Source organism: Streptomyces sp. SX-6 (genome assembly GCF_059089585.1).
On record NZ_JBTHHU010000005.1, the window covers coordinates 246,809 to 267,447 of the forward strand.

The 20,639-nt window shown below is 69.6% G+C and carries 25 protein-coding genes and 1 pseudogene; 13 read left to right on the plus strand and 13 right to left on the minus strand.

The genetic code is table 11. The annotated features are described in order from the left end of the window. The first annotated feature begins 260 nt into the window (after positions 1-260). The 3 genes from ACV530_RS08730 to ACV530_RS08740 are packed head-to-tail and all read left to right on the plus strand — an operon-like array spanning position 261 to position 2,993. Entirely contained in the window at positions 261-1,217 is a 957-nt protein-coding gene (locus tag ACV530_RS08730) for an ABC transporter substrate-binding protein (RefSeq protein WP_494331710.1), read from the plus strand. A gap of 52 nt (positions 1,218-1,269) precedes the next feature. Then, positions 1,270-2,229 (plus strand): amino acid ABC transporter permease, encoded by a 960-nt coding sequence (locus ACV530_RS08735; protein WP_494331711.1) that lies wholly within the window; start codon positions 1,270-1,272, stop codon positions 2,227-2,229. Then, positions 2,226-2,993: an amino acid ABC transporter ATP-binding protein gene (locus ACV530_RS08740; RefSeq protein ID WP_494331712.1), complete on the plus strand. Its 768-nt coding sequence runs from the start codon at positions 2,226-2,228 to the stop codon at positions 2,991-2,993. Before ACV530_RS08735 ends, ACV530_RS08740 begins: the two co-directional genes overlap by 4 nt. Before the next feature lie 44 nt (positions 2,994-3,037). On the opposite strand, the gene ACV530_RS08745 is transcribed toward ACV530_RS08740, so the two are convergent. After that, positions 3,038-3,805: a class I SAM-dependent methyltransferase gene (locus ACV530_RS08745; protein ID WP_494331713.1), complete on the minus strand. Its 768-nt coding sequence runs from the start codon at positions 3,803-3,805 to the stop codon at positions 3,038-3,040. A gap of 194 nt (positions 3,806-3,999) precedes the next feature. On the opposite strand from ACV530_RS08745, the pseudogene ACV530_RS08750 reads away from it, so the two are divergent. Then, positions 4,000-4,572 (plus strand): annotated as a pseudogene (locus ACV530_RS08750) (CGNR zinc finger domain-containing protein); the annotation flags it as partial. Here ACV530_RS08750 and sodX read toward each other — a convergent pair. Next, entirely contained in the window at positions 4,533-4,997 is a 465-nt protein-coding gene (gene sodX / locus ACV530_RS08755; RefSeq protein WP_494331714.1) for a nickel-type superoxide dismutase maturation protease, read from the minus strand. The pseudogene ACV530_RS08750 and the gene sodX sit on opposite strands and share 40 nt — an antisense overlap. A 158-nt stretch (positions 4,998-5,155) precedes the next feature. On the opposite strand from sodX, the gene sodN reads away from it, so the two are divergent. Continuing rightward, the gene (sodN, locus tag ACV530_RS08760; protein ID WP_494331715.1) at positions 5,156-5,551 is read left to right on the plus strand and encodes a superoxide dismutase, Ni; all 396 of its coding nucleotides are present in this window, start codon (positions 5,156-5,158) and stop codon (positions 5,549-5,551) included. A 219-nt stretch (positions 5,552-5,770) separates the two neighbouring features. Here the strand turns inward: sodN and ACV530_RS08765 are convergent, their stop codons facing one another. Together ACV530_RS08765 and ACV530_RS08770 are read right to left on the minus strand one after the other, a co-directional pair. Then, on the minus strand, positions 5,771-6,145 hold the full coding sequence (locus ACV530_RS08765; protein ID WP_494331716.1) for an MmcQ/YjbR family DNA-binding protein: 375 nt from the start codon (positions 6,143-6,145) through the stop codon (positions 5,771-5,773). A gap of 63 nt (positions 6,146-6,208) precedes the next feature. Beyond that, the gene (locus ACV530_RS08770) at positions 6,209-7,177 is read right to left on the minus strand and encodes an SDR family oxidoreductase (protein WP_494331717.1); all 969 of its coding nucleotides are present in this window, start codon (positions 7,175-7,177) and stop codon (positions 6,209-6,211) included. A gap of 142 nt (positions 7,178-7,319) precedes the next feature. Here ACV530_RS08770 and ACV530_RS08775 point away from each other — a divergent pair, with 142 nt between their 5' ends. From ACV530_RS08775 to ACV530_RS08785, 3 genes are all read left to right on the plus strand, one after another. Beyond that, positions 7,320-7,706 (plus strand): ester cyclase, encoded by a 387-nt coding sequence (locus ACV530_RS08775; RefSeq protein WP_494331718.1) that lies wholly within the window; start codon positions 7,320-7,322, stop codon positions 7,704-7,706. A 143-nt stretch (positions 7,707-7,849) separates the two neighbouring features. After that, positions 7,850-8,548, plus strand: a complete 699-nt coding sequence (locus ACV530_RS08780; RefSeq protein ID WP_494331719.1) for an alpha/beta fold hydrolase — start codon at positions 7,850-7,852, stop codon at positions 8,546-8,548. 510 nt (positions 8,549-9,058) lie between these two features. Next, positions 9,059-9,289: a hypothetical protein gene (locus ACV530_RS08785; RefSeq protein WP_494331720.1), complete on the plus strand. Its 231-nt coding sequence runs from the start codon at positions 9,059-9,061 to the stop codon at positions 9,287-9,289. On the opposite strand, the gene ACV530_RS08790 is transcribed toward ACV530_RS08785, so the two are convergent. The 5 genes from ACV530_RS08790 to ACV530_RS08810 form a co-directional block, all read right to left on the minus strand. Further along, complete coding sequence (locus tag ACV530_RS08790; RefSeq protein WP_494331721.1) at positions 9,290-10,105, minus strand: alpha/beta fold hydrolase; 816 nt, start codon at positions 10,103-10,105, stop codon at positions 9,290-9,292. 222 nt (positions 10,106-10,327) lie between these two features. Next, on the minus strand, positions 10,328-10,543 hold the full coding sequence (locus ACV530_RS08795; protein ID WP_494331722.1) for a type II toxin-antitoxin system HicA family toxin: 216 nt from the start codon (positions 10,541-10,543) through the stop codon (positions 10,328-10,330). Further along, complete coding sequence (locus ACV530_RS08800; protein ID WP_494331723.1) at positions 10,543-10,779, minus strand: type II toxin-antitoxin system HicB family antitoxin; 237 nt, start codon at positions 10,777-10,779, stop codon at positions 10,543-10,545. Before ACV530_RS08800 ends, ACV530_RS08795 begins: the two co-directional genes overlap by 1 nt. A gap of 55 nt (positions 10,780-10,834) precedes the next feature. Next, on the minus strand, positions 10,835-11,428 hold the full coding sequence (locus ACV530_RS08805; protein ID WP_494331724.1) for a dihydrofolate reductase family protein: 594 nt from the start codon (positions 11,426-11,428) through the stop codon (positions 10,835-10,837). Positions 11,429-11,521: 93 nt separating this feature from the next. Next, the gene (locus tag ACV530_RS08810) at positions 11,522-13,027 is read right to left on the minus strand and encodes an alpha/beta hydrolase (RefSeq protein ID WP_494331725.1); all 1,506 of its coding nucleotides are present in this window, start codon (positions 13,025-13,027) and stop codon (positions 11,522-11,524) included. A 77-nt stretch (positions 13,028-13,104) separates the two neighbouring features. Between ACV530_RS08810 and ACV530_RS08815 the strand changes: the two genes are divergently transcribed. Both ACV530_RS08815 and ACV530_RS08820 read left to right on the plus strand, forming a co-directional pair. Next, a complete protein-coding gene (locus tag ACV530_RS08815; RefSeq protein WP_494331726.1) occupies positions 13,105-14,322 on the plus strand; it encodes a sensor histidine kinase in 1,218 nt (405 codons plus the stop codon). Beyond that, entirely contained in the window at positions 14,319-15,044 is a 726-nt protein-coding gene (locus tag ACV530_RS08820; protein WP_494331727.1) for a response regulator transcription factor, read from the plus strand. Before ACV530_RS08815 ends, ACV530_RS08820 begins: the two co-directional genes overlap by 4 nt. 39 nt (positions 15,045-15,083) lie before the next feature. On the opposite strand, the gene ACV530_RS08825 is transcribed toward ACV530_RS08820, so the two are convergent. Beyond that, the gene (locus ACV530_RS08825) at positions 15,084-15,533 is read right to left on the minus strand and encodes a hypothetical protein (protein ID WP_494331728.1); all 450 of its coding nucleotides are present in this window, start codon (positions 15,531-15,533) and stop codon (positions 15,084-15,086) included. A gap of 376 nt (positions 15,534-15,909) precedes the next feature. Beyond that, entirely contained in the window at positions 15,910-16,128 is a 219-nt protein-coding gene (locus ACV530_RS08830) for a hypothetical protein (RefSeq protein WP_494331729.1), read from the minus strand. A gap of 86 nt (positions 16,129-16,214) precedes the next feature. Here ACV530_RS08830 and ACV530_RS08835 point away from each other — a divergent pair, with 86 nt between their 5' ends. Next, entirely contained in the window at positions 16,215-16,847 is a 633-nt protein-coding gene (locus ACV530_RS08835; protein ID WP_494331730.1) for a C39 family peptidase, read from the plus strand. Position 16,848: 1 nt separating this feature from the next. Here ACV530_RS08835 and ACV530_RS08840 read toward each other — a convergent pair whose 3' ends face one another. After that, the gene (locus ACV530_RS08840) at positions 16,849-17,769 is read right to left on the minus strand and encodes a LysR family transcriptional regulator (RefSeq protein ID WP_494331731.1); all 921 of its coding nucleotides are present in this window, start codon (positions 17,767-17,769) and stop codon (positions 16,849-16,851) included. Between the two features lie 57 nt (positions 17,770-17,826). On the opposite strand from ACV530_RS08840, the gene ACV530_RS08845 reads away from it, so the two are divergent. After that, complete coding sequence (locus ACV530_RS08845) at positions 17,827-19,017, plus strand: MFS transporter (RefSeq protein ID WP_494331732.1); 1,191 nt, start codon at positions 17,827-17,829, stop codon at positions 19,015-19,017. On the opposite strand, the gene ACV530_RS08850 is transcribed toward ACV530_RS08845, so the two are convergent. Continuing rightward, positions 18,995-19,915, minus strand: coding sequence for an EamA family transporter (locus ACV530_RS08850; protein ID WP_494331733.1), 921 nt, complete (start codon positions 19,913-19,915; stop codon positions 18,995-18,997). The two genes, ACV530_RS08845 and ACV530_RS08850, sit on opposite strands and share 23 nt — an antisense overlap. A gap of 112 nt (positions 19,916-20,027) precedes the next feature. Between ACV530_RS08850 and ACV530_RS08855 the strand changes: the two genes are divergently transcribed. After that, positions 20,028-20,531, plus strand: coding sequence for a MarR family winged helix-turn-helix transcriptional regulator (locus ACV530_RS08855; protein ID WP_494331734.1), 504 nt, complete (start codon positions 20,028-20,030; stop codon positions 20,529-20,531). Positions 20,532-20,639 lie beyond the last annotated feature (108 nt).

Sequence of the window (20,639 nt, forward strand, 5' to 3'; positions counted from 1 at the left end):
GTGAGATACATCTCGCCACGAAGACGATCACAGCGACTGCCGGAAATGGCGGGACCCGAACGGGCCTGCGCCGTACGGGGATCACCCGTTATCCGATTTTGACATGGTTGGCCCTCCGAACGGGGCCGTCCGGATGGCAAGATGCCCGAAACCACCGAGGTCGCGGTACACGTCGAAGTGTGCTTTCGGCCTGGGAACGGACGTTTCGCGTGCAGTGTTCGAGAGTCGGTTAATCCCCTCACCCGCAGGAGGAACCAGCAATGACCGCAAGCACCACCCCCCGCCCGGCTGCCGCCAGGAGTCGTTTGGCCGCCGCCGGCGCGATAGCGGTCGCAGGCGCCCTGCTGCTGACCGGCTGTGGCGACCAGACCAAGAAGTCCGACGGCGGCGGCAGCGAGGCGTCGAGCGGTGCCTCGGCGCCCCTCTTCGACAAGCTGCCCCAGGACATCAAGTCCTCGAAGGTCATCAAGGTCGGCTCGGACATCGCCTACCCGCCGATGGAATTCGTCAAGGACGGCAAGACCGCCGGCGTGGACCCGGACATCGCCGACGCCCTCGGCAAGGAGCTGGGCGTCAAGTTCGAGTTCAACAACTCCAAGTTCGACTCGCTGATGGCGGGCCTGCGCTCCAGTCGGTACGACATCGCGATGTCCTCGATGACCGACACCAAGGACCGCCAGAACGGTGTCGACCCGGAGAAGAAGGCCAAGGTCGGCCCGGGCGTCGACTTCGTCGACTACTTCCAGGCCGGCGTCTCGATGTACACCCCGAAGGGCAAGACCCAGGGCATCAAGAGCCTCGACGACCTGTGCGGCAAGAAGGTCGTCGCGCAGCGCGGCACGGTCTCCGAGGACATGCTCAAGAAGCAGCAGGCCAAGTGCGGCGACAAGAAGCTCTCCTACGAGGCGTACGACACCGACATCCTGGCCCAGACCCGCCTGCGCAGCGGCGGCGCGGACGCCGGGCTCAGCGACTTCCCCGTCACCGCGTACGCGGTGAAGACCTCCGGCGGCGGCAACGACTTCGAAATGGTCGGCGACCAGGTCGAGGCGGCCCCGTACGGCATGGCCGTGCCCAAGGAGAAGACGCAGCTGCGGGACGCGATCAAGGCCGCCATGGACAACATCATCAAGAACGGCGAGTACGCGAAGGTCCTCGACAAGTGGGGCGTCAACGCGGGCGCGATCAAGGAAGCCAAGGTCAACGGCGGTTCCTGACCGGCGTTTCAAGCCCCGTATCGCGCATATCGCCCGCTGAAAGGCCACGCCCGTGACCACGAACAACGACCCCGCGGATAAGCCGGAGGACACCCCCTCCGCCCCTTCCGCCACCGCACCTCCAGAGGCCATCAAGGCCATCCCGGTACGCCACTACGGCCGCTGGATCGCCGCGGTCATCGCACTCGCCGTACTGGCGGCGCTGATCAACGCCTTCGCCCAGGGCAAGATCAACTGGAATGCCGTTCCGGACTACTTCTTCGACGGCAATGTCCTCAAGGGCGTCCGCAACACCATCACCATCACGATTCTCTCCATGGTCGTGGGTGTGGTCCTCGGCATCATCCTGGCCGTGATGCGTCTGTCCAAGAACCCGGTCACGTCCTCCATCGCGTGGGGCTACATCTGGTTCTTCCGCGGCACGCCCGTCTATGTGCAGCTGCTGCTCTGGTTCAACCTCGGCCTGGTCTTCGAGTACATCAACCTGATGCCGTTCTACAAGGACTACTGGTCCCACTTCATGACGCCGTTCCTGGCCGCCCTGCTGGGGCTCGGCCTGAACGAGGCGGCGTACATGGCGGAGATCTGCCGGGCCGGCATCCAGTCCGTCGACGAGGGCCAGACCGAGGCGGCACACGCGCTCGGCATGAGCCACACCAAGACGCTCCGCCGGGTCGTCCTGCCGCAGGCGATGCGGGTCATCGTGCCGCCGACCGGCAACGAGTTCATCAACATGCTCAAGACCACGTCGCTGGTCATCGCCGTGCAGTACTACGACCTGCTCCAGGCCGCCACCAACATCGGCCAGACGTCCGGTGCGACGGTGGAGATGCTCTTCGTCGCCGCCGCCTGGTACCTGGTGCTCACCAGCGTGCTCAGCGTCGGCCAGTACTTCCTCGAGCGGCGCTACGCACGCGGATCGCTGCGGCAGCTGCCGCCCACGCCCTGGCAGAAGATCGTCAAGGCCAACCTGCTCTCGTTCGGCAACCGCAGCGCCGGAGGTACCGCATGACCGCCACCGCGATGGTGAAGGCCGAGGGCGTCCACAAGTCCTTCGGCGCTGTCCAAGTCCTCAAGGGCATCGACCTCGAAGTCGCCCCGCGCGAGGTCTTCTGCCTGATCGGCCCGTCCGGTTCCGGCAAGTCGACCTTCCTGCGCTGCATCAACCACCTGGAGCAGATCAACGCCGGCCGGCTGTACGTCGACGGCGACCTGGTCGGCTACCGGCAGCAGGGCAACAAGCTCTACGAGCTCAAGGACCGCGAAGTCGCCGCCCAGCGCCGCGACATCGGCATGGTCTTCCAGCGCTTCAACCTGTTCCCGCACATGACGGCGCTGGAGAACGTCATGGAGGCGCCGGTCCAGGTCAAGCGCGAGAGCAAGTCCGTCGCCCGTGAACGCGCCGCCGAACTGCTCGACCGCGTCGGCCTCGGGGACAAGGGGGGCAACTACCCCTCCCAGCTCTCCGGCGGCCAGCAGCAGCGCGTCGCCATCGCCCGCGCGCTGGCGATGGAGCCCAAGCTGATGCTCTTCGACGAGCCGACCTCCGCCCTCGACCCGGAGCTCGTGGGCGAGGTCCTCGACGTCATGCGCCGCCTCGCCGAGGAAGGCATGACGATGATCGTGGTCACCCACGAGATGGGCTTCGCCCGCGAGGTCGGCGACTCGCTCGTCTTCATGGACAACGGCGTCGTCGTCGAGTCGGGTGCCCCGCGCGACGTCCTCGCCAACCCCCAGCACGAGCGGACGCAGGCGTTCCTGTCCAAGGTGCTGTGAGCGGGCGGTGGCGGTACGGGCCCGGAGGACCCGTACCGCCTTCGCTACTTCACCGCCAGCACCATCGTGTCCGCCGGCGAGCACCACACCGGCCGTGCCTCGCCGAAACCCGCCTCGCGGAGCGCACACGCATGCCACTCGGCGGACGGCATGTCGCCATCGGCGTGCAACTGGCCGTAGATCTCCATGCGTTCGGCCGTGGGACCGGCCAGCACCGGGTCCGCGGCGGCGAGCTCCCACCACTTCTCCCAGGTGAGCGCTCCTTCCTCCTGCCGCCCCCACTCCCGCCTCGCATGCCGGAAGGCGCCCACGGCCTCGTCGATGCGCGGGGTGGACCCACCGGGCATGTGGTCGGCGTTCATCAAGACGCCGCCCTCGCGCACCAGGCCGGCCAGTTGCCCGTAGAGCGTGCGCAGCGGGTCGGCGTAGAGCCAGTGCAGGGCGGTCGCCGTGAGCACGGCGTCGTAGCTGTCGTACGGCAGCTTCTCCGGCCAGGCCGGGTCCGTCAGGTCCGCCGCCACGAACCGCACCCGGCCGTCACCGGCGAAGGTGCCGCGGGCGATCGTCAGCAGCGCGGGGTCGAGGTCGACCCCGGTGGAGTCGGCCCCCGGGAAGCGCTTCAGCACCCGGGCCGAGATCGACCCCGTACCGCAGGCGAGGTCGAGCACCCGCGGCTCGGTACCGGCGAACGCCTCGACCATGTCGAGCATGACCCCGAACCGCTGCTCGCGGTCGGGCAGGTACCACTCCTGCTGACGGTCCCAACTGGCCTGCCACCGACCCCAGTCCGCGCCCGGGATGGTCTCCGTCATGGCGATGCCTCCCACTCGTCATCGGGTAACGCGGTAATGCCCCCAATAGGCATTCACCCATTACCCAGGACGGTAACCCCGGCCGAGTAACGACCGCAATAGCCATAGACCCATTACCGCCGGCACCCTCCCCGTTTCGTCCCGAAACGTAATACCCTCGTTTCTACAACGTCCCTTACTGATACGGACCCCACATGGAACTGTCCCTCTACTCGGACTACGCCGTGCGGCTGGTCAACACCGAGGAACCCGCCCGCGGCACGGACACGCTCACCTCCGTCGACGCCGCCCGCGAACTCTTCGGCGAGAGCTCGCAGATGGCCCGGCGCCTGACCGACAGCGACGTCACCCGGCTGCGCGCCGTACGGACCCGGCTGCGCGCCGTCTTCGAGGCGGCGGACGAGGACGACGAGGTACGGGCCGTGGACCTGCTCAACGCGGTGCTGATGGAGTTCCCCGTCAGCCCCCAGATCTCCGGGCACGAGTTCCGCGACGAGGACGGCCGCCCCAAGTGGCACATGCACATCGCCGACCACGCCACCAGCGCCGCGGCCGGCTACACGGCGACGGCCGCGATGGGCCTCGCCGTCCACCTCACGGAACTGGGCGTCGACCGCCTCGGCATCTGCCAGGCCGCACCGTGCCGCAACTCCTACCTCGACACCTCGACCAACCGCTCGCGCCGCTACTGCTCCGACCGCTGCGCCACCCGCGCCAACGTCGCCGCCTACCGCGCCCGCAAGCGCCGCGAGAGCGAACGCCCGGCATAGCCGACGCCCCGCACCGGCCGCACGGCCGTGAGCACCCACGCCAGCAGCGCCCCCGCCGACCGCTGCCCCGGCTGCGGCGGCCGCCGCAGCCGGATCCAGCCCCGGGCCACCACGAGCTCGTCCGGCACCGTGCCGAACTCGCGGCTGTCGTTCTCGACCAACGGGTTGTCCCCCATCACCCACCAGCCGCCGTCGCGCCGCTCCACCGCACGCTTGACGATCAGCAGATCCTGCCGGAACGGATGCCGCACCACGACCACGTCACCCGGCCGCACCGCCGCCCCGTACTGCACCACCAGCTGGTCCCCGGGGTTCAGCGTCGGAACCATCGACGGGTTGTAGACCTCGGCCAGTCCGATCCGCAGCAGACCACGACGCTCGCGGTCCAGCTCCTGTCCGCGTTCGTCCAGTTGCTCCTGCACCTCGGCACCTCACTCCCGGTCCGTTCTCGCACCCAGTCCCTTGGTCCCAGGCTGGCATTGGACTTTTGCCCTAAGCACCCCGGGGCGCCCGGGAAAAGCCTTCCCACACCGAGTAATCTCGCACCTGAGAAGACGATCACGAGGAAGGAAGCGTATTCATGCTTTCCCGCCTGTTCGCCCCCAAGGTAAAGGTCAGCGCCCACTGCGACCTCCCCTGCGGCGTGTACGACCCGGCCCAGGCCCGCATCGAGGCCGAGTCGGTCAAGGCAGTCCAGGAGAAGTACCAGGCCAACGAGGACGAGCATTTCCGCGCCCGCGCGACGATCATCAAGGAGCAGCGCGCGGAGCTGGCCAAGCACCACATCTCCGTGCTGTGGAGCGACTACTTCAAGGCCCCGCACTTCGAGAAGTACCCCCAGCTGCACCAGCTGGTCAATGACACCCTGAAGGCGCTGAGCGCCGCGAAGGCGTCCACCGACCCGAAGACGGGCGAGAAGGCGCTGGAGCTGATCGCGGAGATCGACAAGATCTTCTGGGAGACCAAGAAGGCGTAACGCCTCCCAGCAGCAGCCGACCGTGCCCGGCCCCCGAACCTCGCGGGGCGGGAAGGGGTTGTTTCCCCATGTCACACGCCCCGCAGGATCGCTGCCGTCTTGAGTGGCGATTCAGGACGCGTATCCAATGCGGGTGCGTACGACGGGAGTTCAGCTGAGTCACCGCCGCCACCGGCCACGCACCCCGGAACGAACGCCGGGCTCCGACCGACGGGAGAGTTACGGCCGGTGCCGATGGAGCGTACGCAGGCGGTCGCGGGTGGCGCGGGGCAGTCCGGCCACGACGCGTTCCCAGGAGTACTCGATCATGTCGGCGAGTTCGTCGTCGGGCACGGTGCCGTCCAGGACCACGGTGTTCCAGTGCCGCAGGCGCGCGTAGAAGCTGGGGCCCACGGCCGGGTACTGCTCACGCAGGTGCAGGGCGGACTCGGGGTCGCTCTTGAGCGTCACCTGCTCCGGGCGCGAGGCACTGGCCTCCGTCAGGATGGCGAAGATCTTGCCGCCGACCTTGAACAGGGTCATCCCCGGCCCGGGTTCGCCCTCCGTCGCCTCCGGCAGCCCCATGGCGAACTCCGCGACATCCCCCGGAGTCATGGGAGACACCTCCTTCGCATTCCGGTCCGGCGTGAGCCCCGGGTTCCGGGGCCCACGCGGTGGTCAGCGGTAGTCGGCAGGGTCAGGGGCCTTGCCGGTCGTCATGAACTCCTCGAAGTACCGTGCGGGGTCCGGGGAGGAGCCGTCGGCGTCGGTGAAGCCGTACTCCTTGGCCAGGGCCCCGGCGGACTGCGAACTGCCGTTGAAGCGGGCCACATCCGGGTCGGCGGCGAGCGCCGCTACGGCGCGGGCGACGTAGGCGGGGGTCTCGGACATCGCGAAGGTGGGGTCGGTCTTGCAGCCGTCGCGCCAGTTCTCCTCGCTCACCCCGAACATCTCCAGCACCGCCTCGGTCCGCATAAAACCGGGGGTGAGGCTCACCGCGGTGCAGCCGTACTCGCCGGCCTCCTCCGCCAGGGCCTTGGCCATCCTGATCGGCGCGTACTTGGCCAGGTCGTAGTAGAACGGCGCACGGTAGCGGCGGTTGAACTCCTCCGTACCGTCGGTCATCTCCACCACCAGGCCACCGGGCCGGCGGATCATCAGCGGCAGGGCGTAGCGGCTGGTGACGAAGTGGGTCTCGACGCCGAGCCGCCACATGCGCAGCCCCTTGTCCATGTCGCATTCCCACATCTTCTTGCCGTGCTCGACGAGGGCGTCGCCGCCCCAGACGGCGTTGACGAGTACGTCCAGGTGTCCCTGTTCCCGGTCGATGCGCTCGATCAGCTCCCGCACCTGCTCCGGCTGGAGGTGGTCGACGACGGCCGCGATGCCTTGGCCGCCGGCCGCGGTGACCAGGTCGGCGGTCTGCTCGATGGTCTCTGCCGGGCGCCCTGTCTCGCTCGCCCCGCCGCCGTGTGTGGTGCGGCCGGTCACGTATACGGTGGCCCCGGTCCGCCCGAGTTCGACGGCCATGGCCCGGCCCGCGCCCCGGGTCGCTCCAGCGATCAGCGCGACCTTTCCGGCCAGCGTCTTTCCCTCACCCATGCCCGTGCTCCCGCCTGTGGTCCTGGTGTTGTCCTGAGAAGTCATAGCGGAAGCATGGACTCCATATAGGACAGGACACGTCCCATATCCGACCGATAGGTAACTTCGGGGATATAGGACGCGAACCGCCCTATATGGATGTCAGCCTTTCCGTACGACTTCACGAGGTACGGAAAGGCCGGCAGTCATGAGCAGCACCATGGACATCAACGAGCTCGTTCACGAGTGGGCGGACGCCTACAACCAGCAGGACTTCGACCGGTTCGGGGCCGTGTTCACCGACGATGTCGTCTATACCTGCGGGGCCTTCGGGCTCGCTTTCACCGGCCGGGACGCCTTCGTGGACCATGTCCGGGAGTACGCGGGCGCGGTTCCGGACCGGGTGCTGACCCTCAAGCGGGTCATCGCCGAGGGGGACGCCGTCGCCCTCGAGTACAACTTCGCGGGCACCAGCTCAGGGGCGCACCCGGCCCTGCCCCCGGCCGGACAGCCGGTCACCGCCACCTTCTGCACCATCCTCCAACTGCGCGGAGGCCGGATCGCCTCACAGACCGACTACCTCGGCGGACAGTAACCCCTCCACAACCCCTCCACGAGACAGGCTGCGGCGCCCGCAGCCTGGAGATCACCCTCCAGCAACGCCGACCCACCGCCGGACGACCGTCCGCCGATCTGCAGTGGCGGGGAGGTGGCCCGGGGCTCCGCTACGGTGCGGCCATGGCGAATTTCGTGCTGGTTGCAGGCGCCCGGCTCGGGGCGTGGGCGTGGGACGACGTGGTGCCGTATCTGCGTGCGGCCGGCCACGGCGTTCACCCGTTGACGCTGTCCGGGCTTGCCGACAAGCGGGGTGTGCCGGCCGGGCAGCAGACCCACGTCCGGGACATCGTCGACGAGGTTGAACGCCGGGATCTGCGCGACGTGGTCCTGGCGGGTCACAGCTACGCGGGCATCCCGGTCGGTCAGGCCGCGGAGCGGATCGGCGACCGGCTGGCTCGCGTGGTGTTCGTCGACTCCAGTGTTCCGGCCGATGGCGAGGCGTTCGTGTCCGACTGGCCGGACGGTGGGGCGATGGTGAAGGCATCGATCGCCGAGAACGGCGGATTCTGGCCGTGCGTGCCCGCGGCCCATTACGACGGCCAGGGCCTCACCGATGAGCAGATCGCACGGATCGTGGACGGCTCGACTCCGCATCCGGGGGCCACGCTGACCGAGCCCGCCGTGCTGGCGCGGCCGCTCGGTGAACTTCCGGCGACGTACATCGCATGCCTGCTCGGCGACGGCGAGCCCGGCGACGACGTGGCCGAGCTGCTGGCCGGCGAGCGGTGGCGGCTTGTCGAGATGGACACCGGTCACTGGCCGATGTTCTCCCAGCCGCGCGAACTGGCGCGGATCCTCATCGCTGCAGCCGGAGAGTAACTGCTGGTTGGTGCTTGTCTGTTGCCTCGTGACGGACGGGCCGAAACCGCAAACGGGCGCCATACATCTCAGCGGTATGAAGCGCACTCGCACTCTCGCATGTGTAACCGTTCTGTTGGCCGCAACAGCCGGATGCGGCGGCGCCGCTCGAAGCCAGGCGTCGCATGACTCCGGTCGGGAAAGGTCGATAACACGCCCCGTAATGGTGGGTGCGGACGGCCGCACCCTCACGGTCGCCGAAGAGTACGGCGGATGCCAGAAGCCCCGCCTGGTATCCGCCGAGACGCCCACGACGGTCCGTCTCACGCTCAGCACCGAGCACCTAGGGCGAGACGGCGACCCTTGTCCTGCGCTTATGGCCCTCATGCCGGTCAGCACAAGACTGCACGCGCCGTTGGCCGACCGCACCGTGACCGACGAGGCCGGCGGCCTTCGGCTGGTGGTGCGGAAGGACCGCGCCTGACGGGTCGGCTACCGCAGACGCGGCTGCCGAGCGTTTACGGTCGGCGCATGGAGATCATCGTCGTGTACGCGCTCGACCGGACAGTGGTGCATGCGGCACCCGGCTCCCCCGAGGAACCGTCTTGCCCCGGCCCTCGGACGTTCTGCGGCAAGGACACCTTCGCCATGGAGAGGTCCGCGTGGCAGCCCGCGGAGCATCCGGATTCCCCGTGGTACCCCTCGGAGTACGCCGACCGGGTATGCGAATCCTGCGCGAGCGTGCTGGAGGACGAAGCCTGATCAACCATGCGGCAGCACCCGCCTGTCCGCGTGTGCGCGGAGTTCGGTGGCGTACGTGGCCCAGGCGTGGCGGGGGAGGAAGTGGCCGACGTCGGGCAGGGTGACCAGGCGGGCGCCGGGGACGGCGGCGGCGATGGTGCGCGCGGCGGTGACACGTACCAGTGGGTCCTGCGCGCCGTGCATCACCAGGGTCGGCACGGCGATCCCGGCGAGCGGGCCGCCGTGCCATTTCGCTCCGATCTGGCTGCTTTGCGCCTGCTGGTCACGGAAGCCGGGGACGTTGTGCGCGGCCTCCTTGGCCACGAACTCGCATACGTCCTGTTCGCCGGCCTGGTGGCCACGCGGGGTCAGGATACGGGCGATGGAGACCGCCAACTCCAGGTCGTCGCAGGGGGTTTGAGGGGCTTGCAGTCGGGCGAAGCGGGCGATCGCCGACAGGCGCAGGTGGCGCAGGACGCTCAGGTTCCCGGCGTCGCTGGGGACGGCCGAGGAGGTGGCCAGGGTCAGCACGCGGTGCGGGTGGCGCAGTGCGGTGCGCTGGGCGACCAGTCCGCCCATCGAGTGGCCGAAGAGGTGGGCGCGTTCCCAGCCGACGGCGTCCATGACGGCGATCGCGCCGTCGGTCAGGTCCTCGGCACCGTAGGACGGCGCCCTGCGTTGCAGCAGGGCCTTGAACGGCGGGCCGACGCGACGGGCGGGGAGGCGGTCGGACTCGCCCACGTCGCGCTGGTCGTACGCCACGACGTGGAAGCCGCGGCGCACCAGCTCGCCGACCAGGACGTCCGGCCACCAGAAGCGCGAGGTGCCCAGCCCCATGACCAGCAGGAGCGGGTCACCGCCCGTGCCGCCGAGGTCTTCGTAGGCGATCCGGATCGTGTCGTTACTCGCTCGGCTTCAGCCCGGACAGCGAATTCCTCGCCGTCGCCCGGGCCTTCGCGGGCGTCGATCTACCGGACCGGCCCTACCGGCCACCGTGCCAGTGACCGAAGGGCAGGCGCTTGTTCCCCGGCGATGCACCAGTTGGCGACGGGCCCACGCTCACAGCACCTTCCGAAGCTCCTCCGGGGTGATCTGCGCCTGCCGCAGCACATTGGCGAGCGTCCCGCGCGGTACAGGATTGCGGTGAGGGACGACGACCACCACCGCGCCCTGGCGCAGGACGGTGTGAGATCCCTTGCCCCGACGCTCGGTGAAGCCAAGCCGACACAGCGCCTTGATGAGGGCACTGCTGCTGATCTGTGGAAGCGGTGGCATCACGCGACCTGGACGCTGACAGAACCGGTCACAGCATGAGTGGCGGCGTCGATGTCTCGCCGTGTATCGGCATCGTCCGCGGTCTCCGCGAAGTACAGCTCCAGCGCTTCCGTGATCATTGCCCGGGCTTCGTCGAGCGTCTCGCCCCAGCTGGTCGTACCGGTCACTGGTTCCAGGGCGTTGTAACCACCCTCATCGGGTGTGTAAATGATCTGGAAACTCACCCTCTCGCTCATGTCGCCGAGTCTAGGCGCGATCAGCGGCAAGAGAAGCCCACTTCCGCTGCCCGGCCTACGCCACCGGCCGGTACACGCACACGTTCGTGCCCGTCGTGCCGCTGGTGGTCGTGGAGACCAGCTCGAGCGTGCGCAGGGTGCCGTCGTCGGGGAAGAGTCTCTTGCCGCCGCCGAGGAGCACCGGCATGATCATGAGCCGGAGTTCGTCGACCAGACCCTCGCTCAGGAGAGTGCGGACGAGCGTGGGGCTGCCCATGACGAGCAGGTCGCCACCGTCGGTGCGGCGCAGTTCGCGGATGCGGGCCACGGCCTCGTCGCCGTCGATGCGGGTGGTGTTGTTCCACGTCAGGTCGCCGTCGCCGAGCGTGCGGGAGACGACGTACTTCGGGATGGCGTTCATCTGGTCGGCGAACGGGTCGCCGGCGCGCTCGGGCCATGCCGCGGCCATCGTCTGCCAGGTGCGGCGGCCGAACAGCAGCGCCTCGGTGCTGGCCATCGCCTCGCCGATGGCGCTGCCGAGCACCTCCGGGTCGAAGAACGGGTGCGACCAACCGCCGTGGGCGAAGCCGCCGTCGGTGTCCTCCTCGGCTCCGCCCGGTGCCTGTACTACGCCGTCGAGGCTCATGAACTCACTGATCACGATGCGCATGGGATTCGCTCCTTGTCAGTCCTGCGGGAGGAGGGCCGCGGCGGGTTCTCCCGTCGCATGAGCGATCGTCGCATCGGCCACTGACAATGCCCCCTACGCCACTCGGCAGGTCAGGTCCGCGGCCGGGAGCCTGCCCGTGGTCAGGTAGGCCGTGGCAGCCTTGTCCGCGCAGGAGTTGCCGTCGGGCGCGAAGACGACGCCGTGTCCCTCCCCGCCGGCGACGGTGAGCATCCGGGAGCCGCGCAGGGCCCGGTGCATGGCCCGGGCGGCGGAGAGGGGAGTCTGGGAGTCCCACTCGTTCTGCGTGATCAGTGCGGGGACCTTGTTGTCGATCCTGGTCTGCGGCTCGCTGCCCTGCTGCCAGAAAGCGCACGGCGTGATGGCGGCCCCGAAGTCGCCCCACAGCGGATACCGGGCCTTGTCGCGGATCGCTTCGCGGCGGTACTGCTCGGGGTCGTGCGACCAGGTGCGGGTGTCGGCGCACATGACGGACCAGGCGGCGGAGGCGTAGTTGTCGTCGTTGTCGTCGGCTTCCGAAGCTTGTTCAGCCCGACCGGGGTTTTTGCCCTCGGCCGCGTTCTTCAGGCCGACGATCCATTCGGCGGCTTTCCGGACGTGGACGAACGTACGGCTGTCGGCGCGGATGCCGTCACCGGTGAGGGTTCGCCCCTCGAATCGGATGGGCTTGTGGTTCGCCTGCGCGATCAGATCCCAGTAGGTCTTGCGGACTTCGGCCGGGGTATCGCCCAGTCCGTATGCCGCGTGCCGCCGGGCGGTCCACTCGGTCCATCGCGTGAAAGCCTGCTCGGCCACCTTCGCCTGGTCCTGGAACATTCCCCGGTAGATCCGCGTGGGGTCGGTCGCACTGTCCAGGATGAACCGGTCGGCCCGCTGCGGGAACATCTGCATGTAGACGGCTCCGAGGTAGGTGCCGTAGGAGTACCCCAGGTAGGAGACCTTCTTCTCGCCCAGCACGGCACGGATGACGTCCATGTCGCGAGCGGAATTGCGGGTGGTGAGGTGCGGCAGCTTGTCACCGGCCCTGGCCCGGCACTTTCCGGCGATCGTGCGTGCCAGCTCCACGTCCTTCGCGAAGGTCCCGGGCTTGTACGGCCTGTCGCTCTGTTCGTCCATGGTCAGACCGCAGTTGACGGGAGAGCTCCGCCCGGTGCCTCTCGGGTCGAAGCCGATGAGGTCGTACTGCCGCTTCACTTCCCCGGGGATCCTCATGCCTGGGTCGACAGGCAAATGCAGACCTTGACCGCCGGGGCCGCCGGGGTTGAGCAACAGCACGCCACGGCGTTCCTTCGTACTGCTTGCCCTCAGCCGCGATATCGCGATGTCAATCTTCTTGCCATTGGGATCGCGGTAGTTCAGCGGCACCTTGAGCGTCGCGCACTGGAGAGCGGCCGGCGTATTTGCGTCGCAGCGCTGCCACTTGAGCGTCTGCTGTGGAAGCTCCTTGGCGGCAAGGGCCGTTGTGGGCGTCAGTATCGAGAGGGAAGCCGCCGCGATGCCGGCAGTGGCAAGAAGGGGCACTGTTCGGGTGTTCTTGTTTCGCACGCCCCGATTCTGGTTTCCGGGGGCCCTGGCGCACATCGCGGGAAGGCGGGAGGAATTACTCCCCCGATCGAGGGAGGCCGCCGGTGGACCATCCGGGCCATACTGACCGGATCATGGTCAAAGCAATCCGGCCGCTGCTGCGCGGCTCCACGTATTCGGGTGCACTGTTCGCCTATTGCTGCGCGGTGGCGAGCCTTCCGCTGCTGCCTCTTGCAGCGCTGCCGGCGATGGTGTGGCCGTCCGCTCCGGTGGGAGTGTGGCTCGTTCTGACCTTGCTGGTCTGGGCCGTCCTGATCGGCGTGATCGGGCTGGCCCGCACTACGCGGCGGGTGCTGATCGCGTGCGCCCGCCGGATGCTGGGGGTGCCGTTGCCGGATCCCGTGGGCAGGGGCGGCGACCGTTGGCGGACTCCTGCGTGGCTGCTGCTGCACGTGGCCTTGGGGTGGACGGGGGTGCAGACGAGCATTCTGCTGTTCATCGCGGGCCTGACCCTCCCCGGCGGCTGGGCCGGTGTCGAGGCGGGACTGAGCGTGCACGGCTGGACGGTGCGGGCGCAGAACGGATGGCCGAGCTGGGTGGCGGCGCTCTGCTGCCTGCTGTCGGCGGCGGTTCTGTGCGTGGCGGTGACGAAGGTGGTGCGGTGGCTGGCTCCCCGGCTGCTGGGTCCGTCGAAGGCGGAGCAGCTCGCGCTGGCGGCCGAGCGGGAGCTGAAGCTGGCCGAACGCAACCGTCTGGCCCATGAGTTGCACGACTCGATCGGACACACGCTGACCGCGACCACGATCCAGGCGGCGGTGGCGGGCGAGGTGCTCTCCGCCGATCCGGTGGCGGCGCGGGCCGCCCTGCGCAGCATCGAGGAGTCGTCCCGGGCGGCGCTGGAGGACCTGGACTACGTACTGGGAGCACTGCGCGAGGAGAAGGCGGAGGCGGCGCCGGCCCGGACCCTGGCCGATCTGCCCGAGCTGCTCGACCGGTTGCGGCACGCGGGCGCGGTGGTGGAGCCGGAGTTGTCGGGCGAGTTGGCGCAGGTGCAGGGGACGCTCTCGCGGGCGGCGTACCGGATCCTGCAGGAAGGGCTGACGAACGCGCTGCGGCACGGGGCGGGCGGTCCGGTCGAGGTGCGGGTTGCCGTCGCGCCGGACGCGCTGGAGCTCAGTGTGGTCAACCGGGCCGGGGCGGGCGCGAGTCCGGGCGCCTTCCCGACCTCCGGGCACGGCCTGCCGGGGCTGGCCGAGCGCGTGCGGCTGCTGCACGGCGAGTACGAGTCCGGTCCGCACGGGCCGGACCACTGGCGGCTGGCGGTCCGGCTGCCGGTACGGTTGCCGGCATGATCGCCTCCGAAGCGAGCGCGGCCGGCGCTCCCGTCACCCTCCTGATCGCGGACGACGACGAGGTGACCCGCAGCGGTCTGCGCACACTGCTCGCGCTGCAGCCGCGGATCGAGGTGGTCGGGGAGGCCGCCGACGGCCTCGAAGCGGTCGAGCAGGCGCGGCTGCTGCGGCCGGACGTGGTCCTGATGGATGTGCGGATGCCGCGCTGCAACGGGATCGAAGCGACACGGCAGTTGCTGGCTAGGGCGGCCGGAGCGGCTGGGGCGGCCGAACCGCCGAAGGTCGTGGTGATCACGACCTTCGAGAACGACGACTACGTCACCGCGGCGCTCGGCGCGGGGGCCGCCGGGTTCGTGCTCAAGCGGCTTCCGGTCCCGCAGATCGCCCAGGCGGTACGGGTCGTGGCGGCGGGGGAAGCGATCCTCTTCCCGGCGGCGCTGCGCCGCATGGTCGCGGCCCGCCCGCTGGGCTCCGCCGAGGCGTTGCCGACGGCGTCGCTGACGGACCGGGAGGAAGAGGTGCTGCGGCTGATGGCCACCGGCCTGTCCAACCCGGAGATCGCCAAGTCGCTCACGGTGAGCCTGGAGACGGTGAAGACGCACGTCGGGAACGTGCTGACCAAGCTCGGCGCGCAGAACCGGACTCACGCGGTGGTGATCGCGTACGAGTCCGGTCTGGTCGTGCCGGGGTTCACCGGCCGGGAACGGGAGCCGGTTCTTTGAGCCGCGGTTCTTCGAGCCGCGACTCTATGAGCCCCGGCTCTATGAGCCGCGGGCGATCTGGATGGCGAGGAATATCGCATACGCCACCGGGATCAACAGCCCCAGCGCGATGGGCCGTCGGAGCAGCGGCGCACCGGGATCCAATTGCTGCCCCGGCTGCCCCGGTGCCGGGGGCGCCAGCTTCTTGATCTTGGCTCTCACGACCAGATTCCAGATCAGCGTGAACGGCGTGAAGAAGAACAGGGAAAAGGGGCTCCACCAACCCTGCACCAGCGTCTTGCCGGTCATGTCGCGCAGTACGGCGGTTCCGCAATTGCGGCAGAAGGGGCCCTTCAGGTGCAGGAACCGCATCATGATCAGAATGCCCTGGTGTCCCCGGACCTTCACCTCGACCGCGGGGAATGCGCCGCACACGCGGCACGTCATCTGCTGCGGGGCGCCCTGCCAGGCCGCCTGGCCGGCGCCGGGCATGGGCGCGGGGGCGGCCATGGCCGTCGGCTGTCCGTACGGGTTGCCCTGCGGCTGCGGAGCCGGCTGCTGCTGGTAGGGGTTCTGTCCCTGGTAAGGCGACGACGACGCCGGTGGCGTCTGGTACGGGCCCGGACCCTGGGACGGGTACGGCTGCTGAGGCGGCGGAGTCGCCACGGAATTCCCCCAAGTTGATCGCAGGCAGGACAGCCGCCATGTCTATCAATCCTGCTTTCCGAACGCAACGCGAATGCATCTTCGTGCGGATAGCGACAGTTGGCGACGGTCGGGCACATTTCGCGGTGTCCCGGATTCAGTCCGGCCATTTGCGAGCGCAGCTACAGGGGAACACAGTGTCATGAGGCGTGTGGCATTGCGTGTCGGCCGGCCGGCGCCTCTACGGCGCCTTCGGCATCGGCTCGGGCTGTGCGTCGTGCATCCGCTCGGGCGTCCAGTAGCCCGTGCCGCCGGGGTTCTCCACCTGGTGCGCCGCCGCAGGGGCACCAGGAGTTGCCCTGTCCGGTTCCGCCGACGCGAATCCTTGCGCCGCCACGGCGCCGACCACCGCGATTCCGGCGAGCAACGCGCCTGCGGACGCAAGGGACTTGCGGGTCATGAGGTCTCTCCCATCGCCTGTGGCATACCTTTTGGGTGACGGTTCGACGCCCGTCGTCCCGTCGCGGTTCCGTACATACTGGCCTCATGGTCACGAACAGCACCGGCATCATCCACCGTGTCCCGTATTACGCCCAGTGGGAATCGCCGGACCTCGTCCCCGAATTCATCGCCGGCACGCGCAAGGCCGCCGACGATCCGCTGTGGCAGAAGTCAGGTGCGGACACGCCGGAGGAGTACGAGTTCTGGTCCTGGCGGCTGTGCGGTGTGGCCTGCCTGCGTATGGCACTCGATCACTGGGGGCATACGGTGCCCACGGCGCTCACCCTCGCCGGGGAATGCGCCGAGGCGGGGGCGTACGTCCGTCACGCCGACCGCGTGGACGGGCTCATCTACGCGCCGTTCGCCGCCTACGTACAGCGGCGCTGGGGGCTTCTCGCCGAATCCCGGCCGGAGTTGCCGGCGGAGGCGATTCCCGGGGAGATTGCCGCGGGACACCTGGTCGTGGTCTCCGTCCACCCGTCCATCAGGGAACCCGGCACGAATCCTCCCGGGCGGGGCGGGCATCTGGTGCTGGTGGTGGGGACGACGCCGGAACATGTCGTTCTCCACAATCCGTCCGGATTCCCCGGCCATTCACAGGAGTTCGCCCACGTACCCTGGGCGGATTTCGAGCGGTTCTACGCCGGGCGCGGCGTCGTCCTGGGTGCGGGCCGCTGAGTCACGGCGCGCACACCTCCGTCAGTACCTCCCCGAAGGCCCGCACCCGGGCGGTGTCCGCGTCGCGGCGCCGGACCAGGCCGAGGGCCGAGTCGGGGAGCCCCGTGACCGGGACGAAGGCGATGTCGCGGCGGCCGTGGTAGTCGGCGGTGGGGCGGCAGAGCAGCATGCCGCCCCGGTTGGCGGCGATCAGGGTGATGCCCTCCTGGAGGGTGGTCACCAACGGCCCGGCGGGGATGGCCCGTCCGCCCGGGGTGACGGACGGGGCCTGCGCGGTGCGCCAGTAGCCGGGGGCGTCGCCGGCGACGCCGATGAGCGGGCACTCCGCGAGGTCCTCGGCGGACAGGGAGGCGCGGTGCGCGAAGGGGTGCCGTACGGACACGGCGAGACTCTGCGGCTGTTGGGAGAACGCCGGGCCCAGGCACAGGTCCGGCTCCCGTACGGGCAGCAGCACGATCGCCGCGTCGACGTCGCCGCGGCGCAGGGGGCCGAAGGGGTCGGACAGCGGGACCTCGGTCATCTCGAGCGCGCAGCCCGGGTGTCGGTCCTGGAACACCTCCACGGCGGTCATCACCTTGCCGTCGGCGGTGCCCTGGAAGCCGACGCGCAGGGTGCCCTCGATGCCGCGGGCGGCGGCGCGGGCGTCGTCGACGGTGGCCCGCAGGGCGTCGTACGCGGGGCGCAGCCCGGTGAGGAGGCGCTCGCCGAGCGGGGTGAGGGCGACGCGGCGGCTGGTGCGGTCGACGAGGCGGGCGCCGACGCGGCTCTCCAGCGAGCGCAGCAGCTGGCTGACGCGGCTCTGTGAGATGTAGAGCCGTTCACCGGTGCGGCCGAAGTGCAGTTCCTCGGCGAGGGTCAGGAAGCATTCCAGTTCACGCAGGTCCACGCAGCGCCCCTCCTCAGATCGATAAGCCTCGCTCATAGAAGGGTGAGGGATCGGCCGTTGTTCCCGGGGGTGCGGCTGCGGAGGCTGAAACGCATGGGAAAGAACGGAACTTCGGGGGGCTGGCCCGCCGTGATCGCGGTGATGGCAGGCACCTTCTCGGTGGTCACGAGCGAGATGATGCCGATCGGTCTGCTGAGCCCGATCGGTGCGGCGCTGAAGGTGTCGGACGGAACGGCGGGGCTGACCATGACCGTTCCGGGGCTGGTGGCGGCCGTCGCGGCGCCGCTGGTGACGGGCGCGGCGGGGCGGTTCGACCGGCGGTGGGTGCTGACCGGCCTGATGGGGCTGCTGACGCTGGCCAACCTCCTGTCGGCCGTTGCCACGGACATCACGGTGCTGGTGGGGCTGCGGGTGCTGGTGGGGGTGTCCATCGGCGGTGTGTGGGCCGTCGCGGCCGGGCTGGCGGTGCGGCTCGTACCGGAGAAGTCCGTCGGTCCCGCCACGTCGGTGATCTTCAGCGGTGTCGCGGTGGCCTCGGTCCTGGGGGTGCCGGCGGGTGCGCTGATCGGTGATCTGGGCGGCTGGCGGGCCTCGTTCGCGGCCGTCGGCCTGGTGGCCGCGGTCACGACGGCGGCGCTCGCGCTGCTGCTGCCGCCGCTTCCGGGCGAGGAGTCGGCGTCGTTCGGATCCGTGCGGGGGCTGCTCGGCGACGGGCGGATACGGGTGGGTCTGGTGGTCATCCTGCTGCTGGTGAGCGGGCACTTCGCGGGCTACACGTTCGTCCGTCCCGCGCTGGAGCGGGTGCCGGGGGCGGACGGCGGGCTGATCAGCGCGCTGATGCTGGCGTACGGCGTCGCAGGTGTGGCCGGCAACTTCCTTGCCGGGACGGCCGCGGCGCGCAACCCGCGGCGCGCGCTGCTGGTCATCGCGGCGGTGCTGGGCGCGGTCGTCCCGGCGGTCTCCGCGTCCGGGGCGGGCGGTACGGCCGTGGCGGCCGTGCTGCTGGTCGTGTGGGGGCTGGCGTACGGAGGGGTGTCGGTCAGCACGCAGACCTGGCTGCTGACGGCGGCGCCCCGGGCACGGGAGGCGGCGTCGGCGCTGTACGTCGCCGTGTTCAACGTGGCCATCGCGCTGGGGGCATTGCTGGGCGGGCGGGCCGTGGACGCCGTCTCGCTGTCGGGTGCACTGTGGCTGGGCGGCCTGCTGGCGGTCGCTGCCCTGGTGACGATCGCCGCGGCGAAGGCCGCCCGCCCCGCACGTGTCAGCCGCGCTTGCGGGTCATGAACTGGCCCGCGACGACGGCGAGGAGGGCGACGGCCAGACCGGACGCCTGCAGGAGGGTGAGCGTCTGGCCGAAGGCCAGGTAGCCGACGGCCGTGGCGACGAGCGGGTTGAAGAGGCTGAGGAGGGAGACCGAGGCCGGGGCGATACGGGCGACGCCGCGGAACCACAGCGGGTAGGCGACCGCGGTGGCGACGACGCCGATGTAGGCGTAGCCGAGGATGTTGTGGCCGGTCAGGTGGGAGGGCAGGCCCTCGAAGGCCAGGGTGAAGGGGGCCAGGAGCAGGCCGCTGACGGTGAGCTGCCAGCCGGTCACCACCACGGGGCGCTCGGGGCTGTTCCACTTCTTCGCGAGCGAGATGGACAAGGCCATCAGCGAGGTGGCGAGCACCATCGCCGCGATGCCCAGCCCGTCGAGGCGGGCGCCGCCGCTCAGCGTCATCAGTGCCACTCCCCCGGCGCCGACCACGGACGCCAGCAGGACCGGCCGCGGCGTGCGCAGCCGCAGCACGATCAGGGCGAAGAACGCGGCGAGCAGCGGCTGGAGGGCCGCGATCGTGGCGGCCACGCCGCCGGGGAGTCGGTAGGCGGCGAAGAAGACCAGCGGGAGGAAGGCGCCGAAGTTCAGGACCGCGAGCACCACGGTCTTCCACCACCACGAGCCGCGCGGCAGCCTGCGGTTGGCGGCCAGCAGGACCAGTCCCGCGGGCAGGGCGCGCAGGGTCGCGGCGAGCAGCGGGCGGTTGTCGGGGAGCAGCCCGGCTGTGACGGCGTAGACCGTGCCCCAGCTCGCGGGGGCCAGCACCGTGAGGGCCACGTCGCGCAGGGATGCGCCCGGGTCGGTCCGGTCCGTGGCCGGGGCTGCCTGGGCGGCGGTCGTGGTGGTCACGGTGGACGTCATGAAGTTCCCCCTACCTTGATAATCTCAACGTTGAAATAACAGCACGGCCTGTAGACGAACGTCAAATATTTCAACGTTGAGACTCTTAAGGCTCCAGGAGAGGGGACCGGCCATGGCCGACGCAGTGGACTCCGCAATCGGACAGTGGCGCAGCGAGCGGCCCGACCTCGATGTGTGGTCGACCGGAGTGATCGGCCGCGTCCAGCGGCTCTCGCGCATGCTCGACCGGGAGCTCAAGGAGTTCTTCGCCGGGCACGGGCTGGAGAACTGGGAGTTCGACGTACTCGCCACGCTCCGGCGCTGCGGCCCGCCGTTCGAGCTGACCGCCGGCGCCCTCACCAACGTCGTCCTGGTCACCTCCGGCGCGATCACCAACCGCATCGACCGGCTGACCGCCAAGGGGCTCGTCGAGCGGGTACGGGACGAGGCCGGCGACCGCCGCACCGTACGCATCCGGCTCACCGAGCGCGGCCTCACCGTCATCGACGAACTGATCGCCCTGCACGTGGCGAACCAGGAGCGGCTGCTCGCCTCCATGGACCGCGAGGAGTGCGACCGGTTGGCCGACTCCCTGCGCACCCTGCTGGAATCGCTCGGGGATCAGCCGCCGAAGTGACCCACGGCCGCCACATGTCGATCATGCATTCGCCCAGTGGTTCCGGCGTCTTTGCCTAAACTGGGTCGTTCCCGGGCTCTTTTCCCGGGCCCGAGGGATGCCGGACAG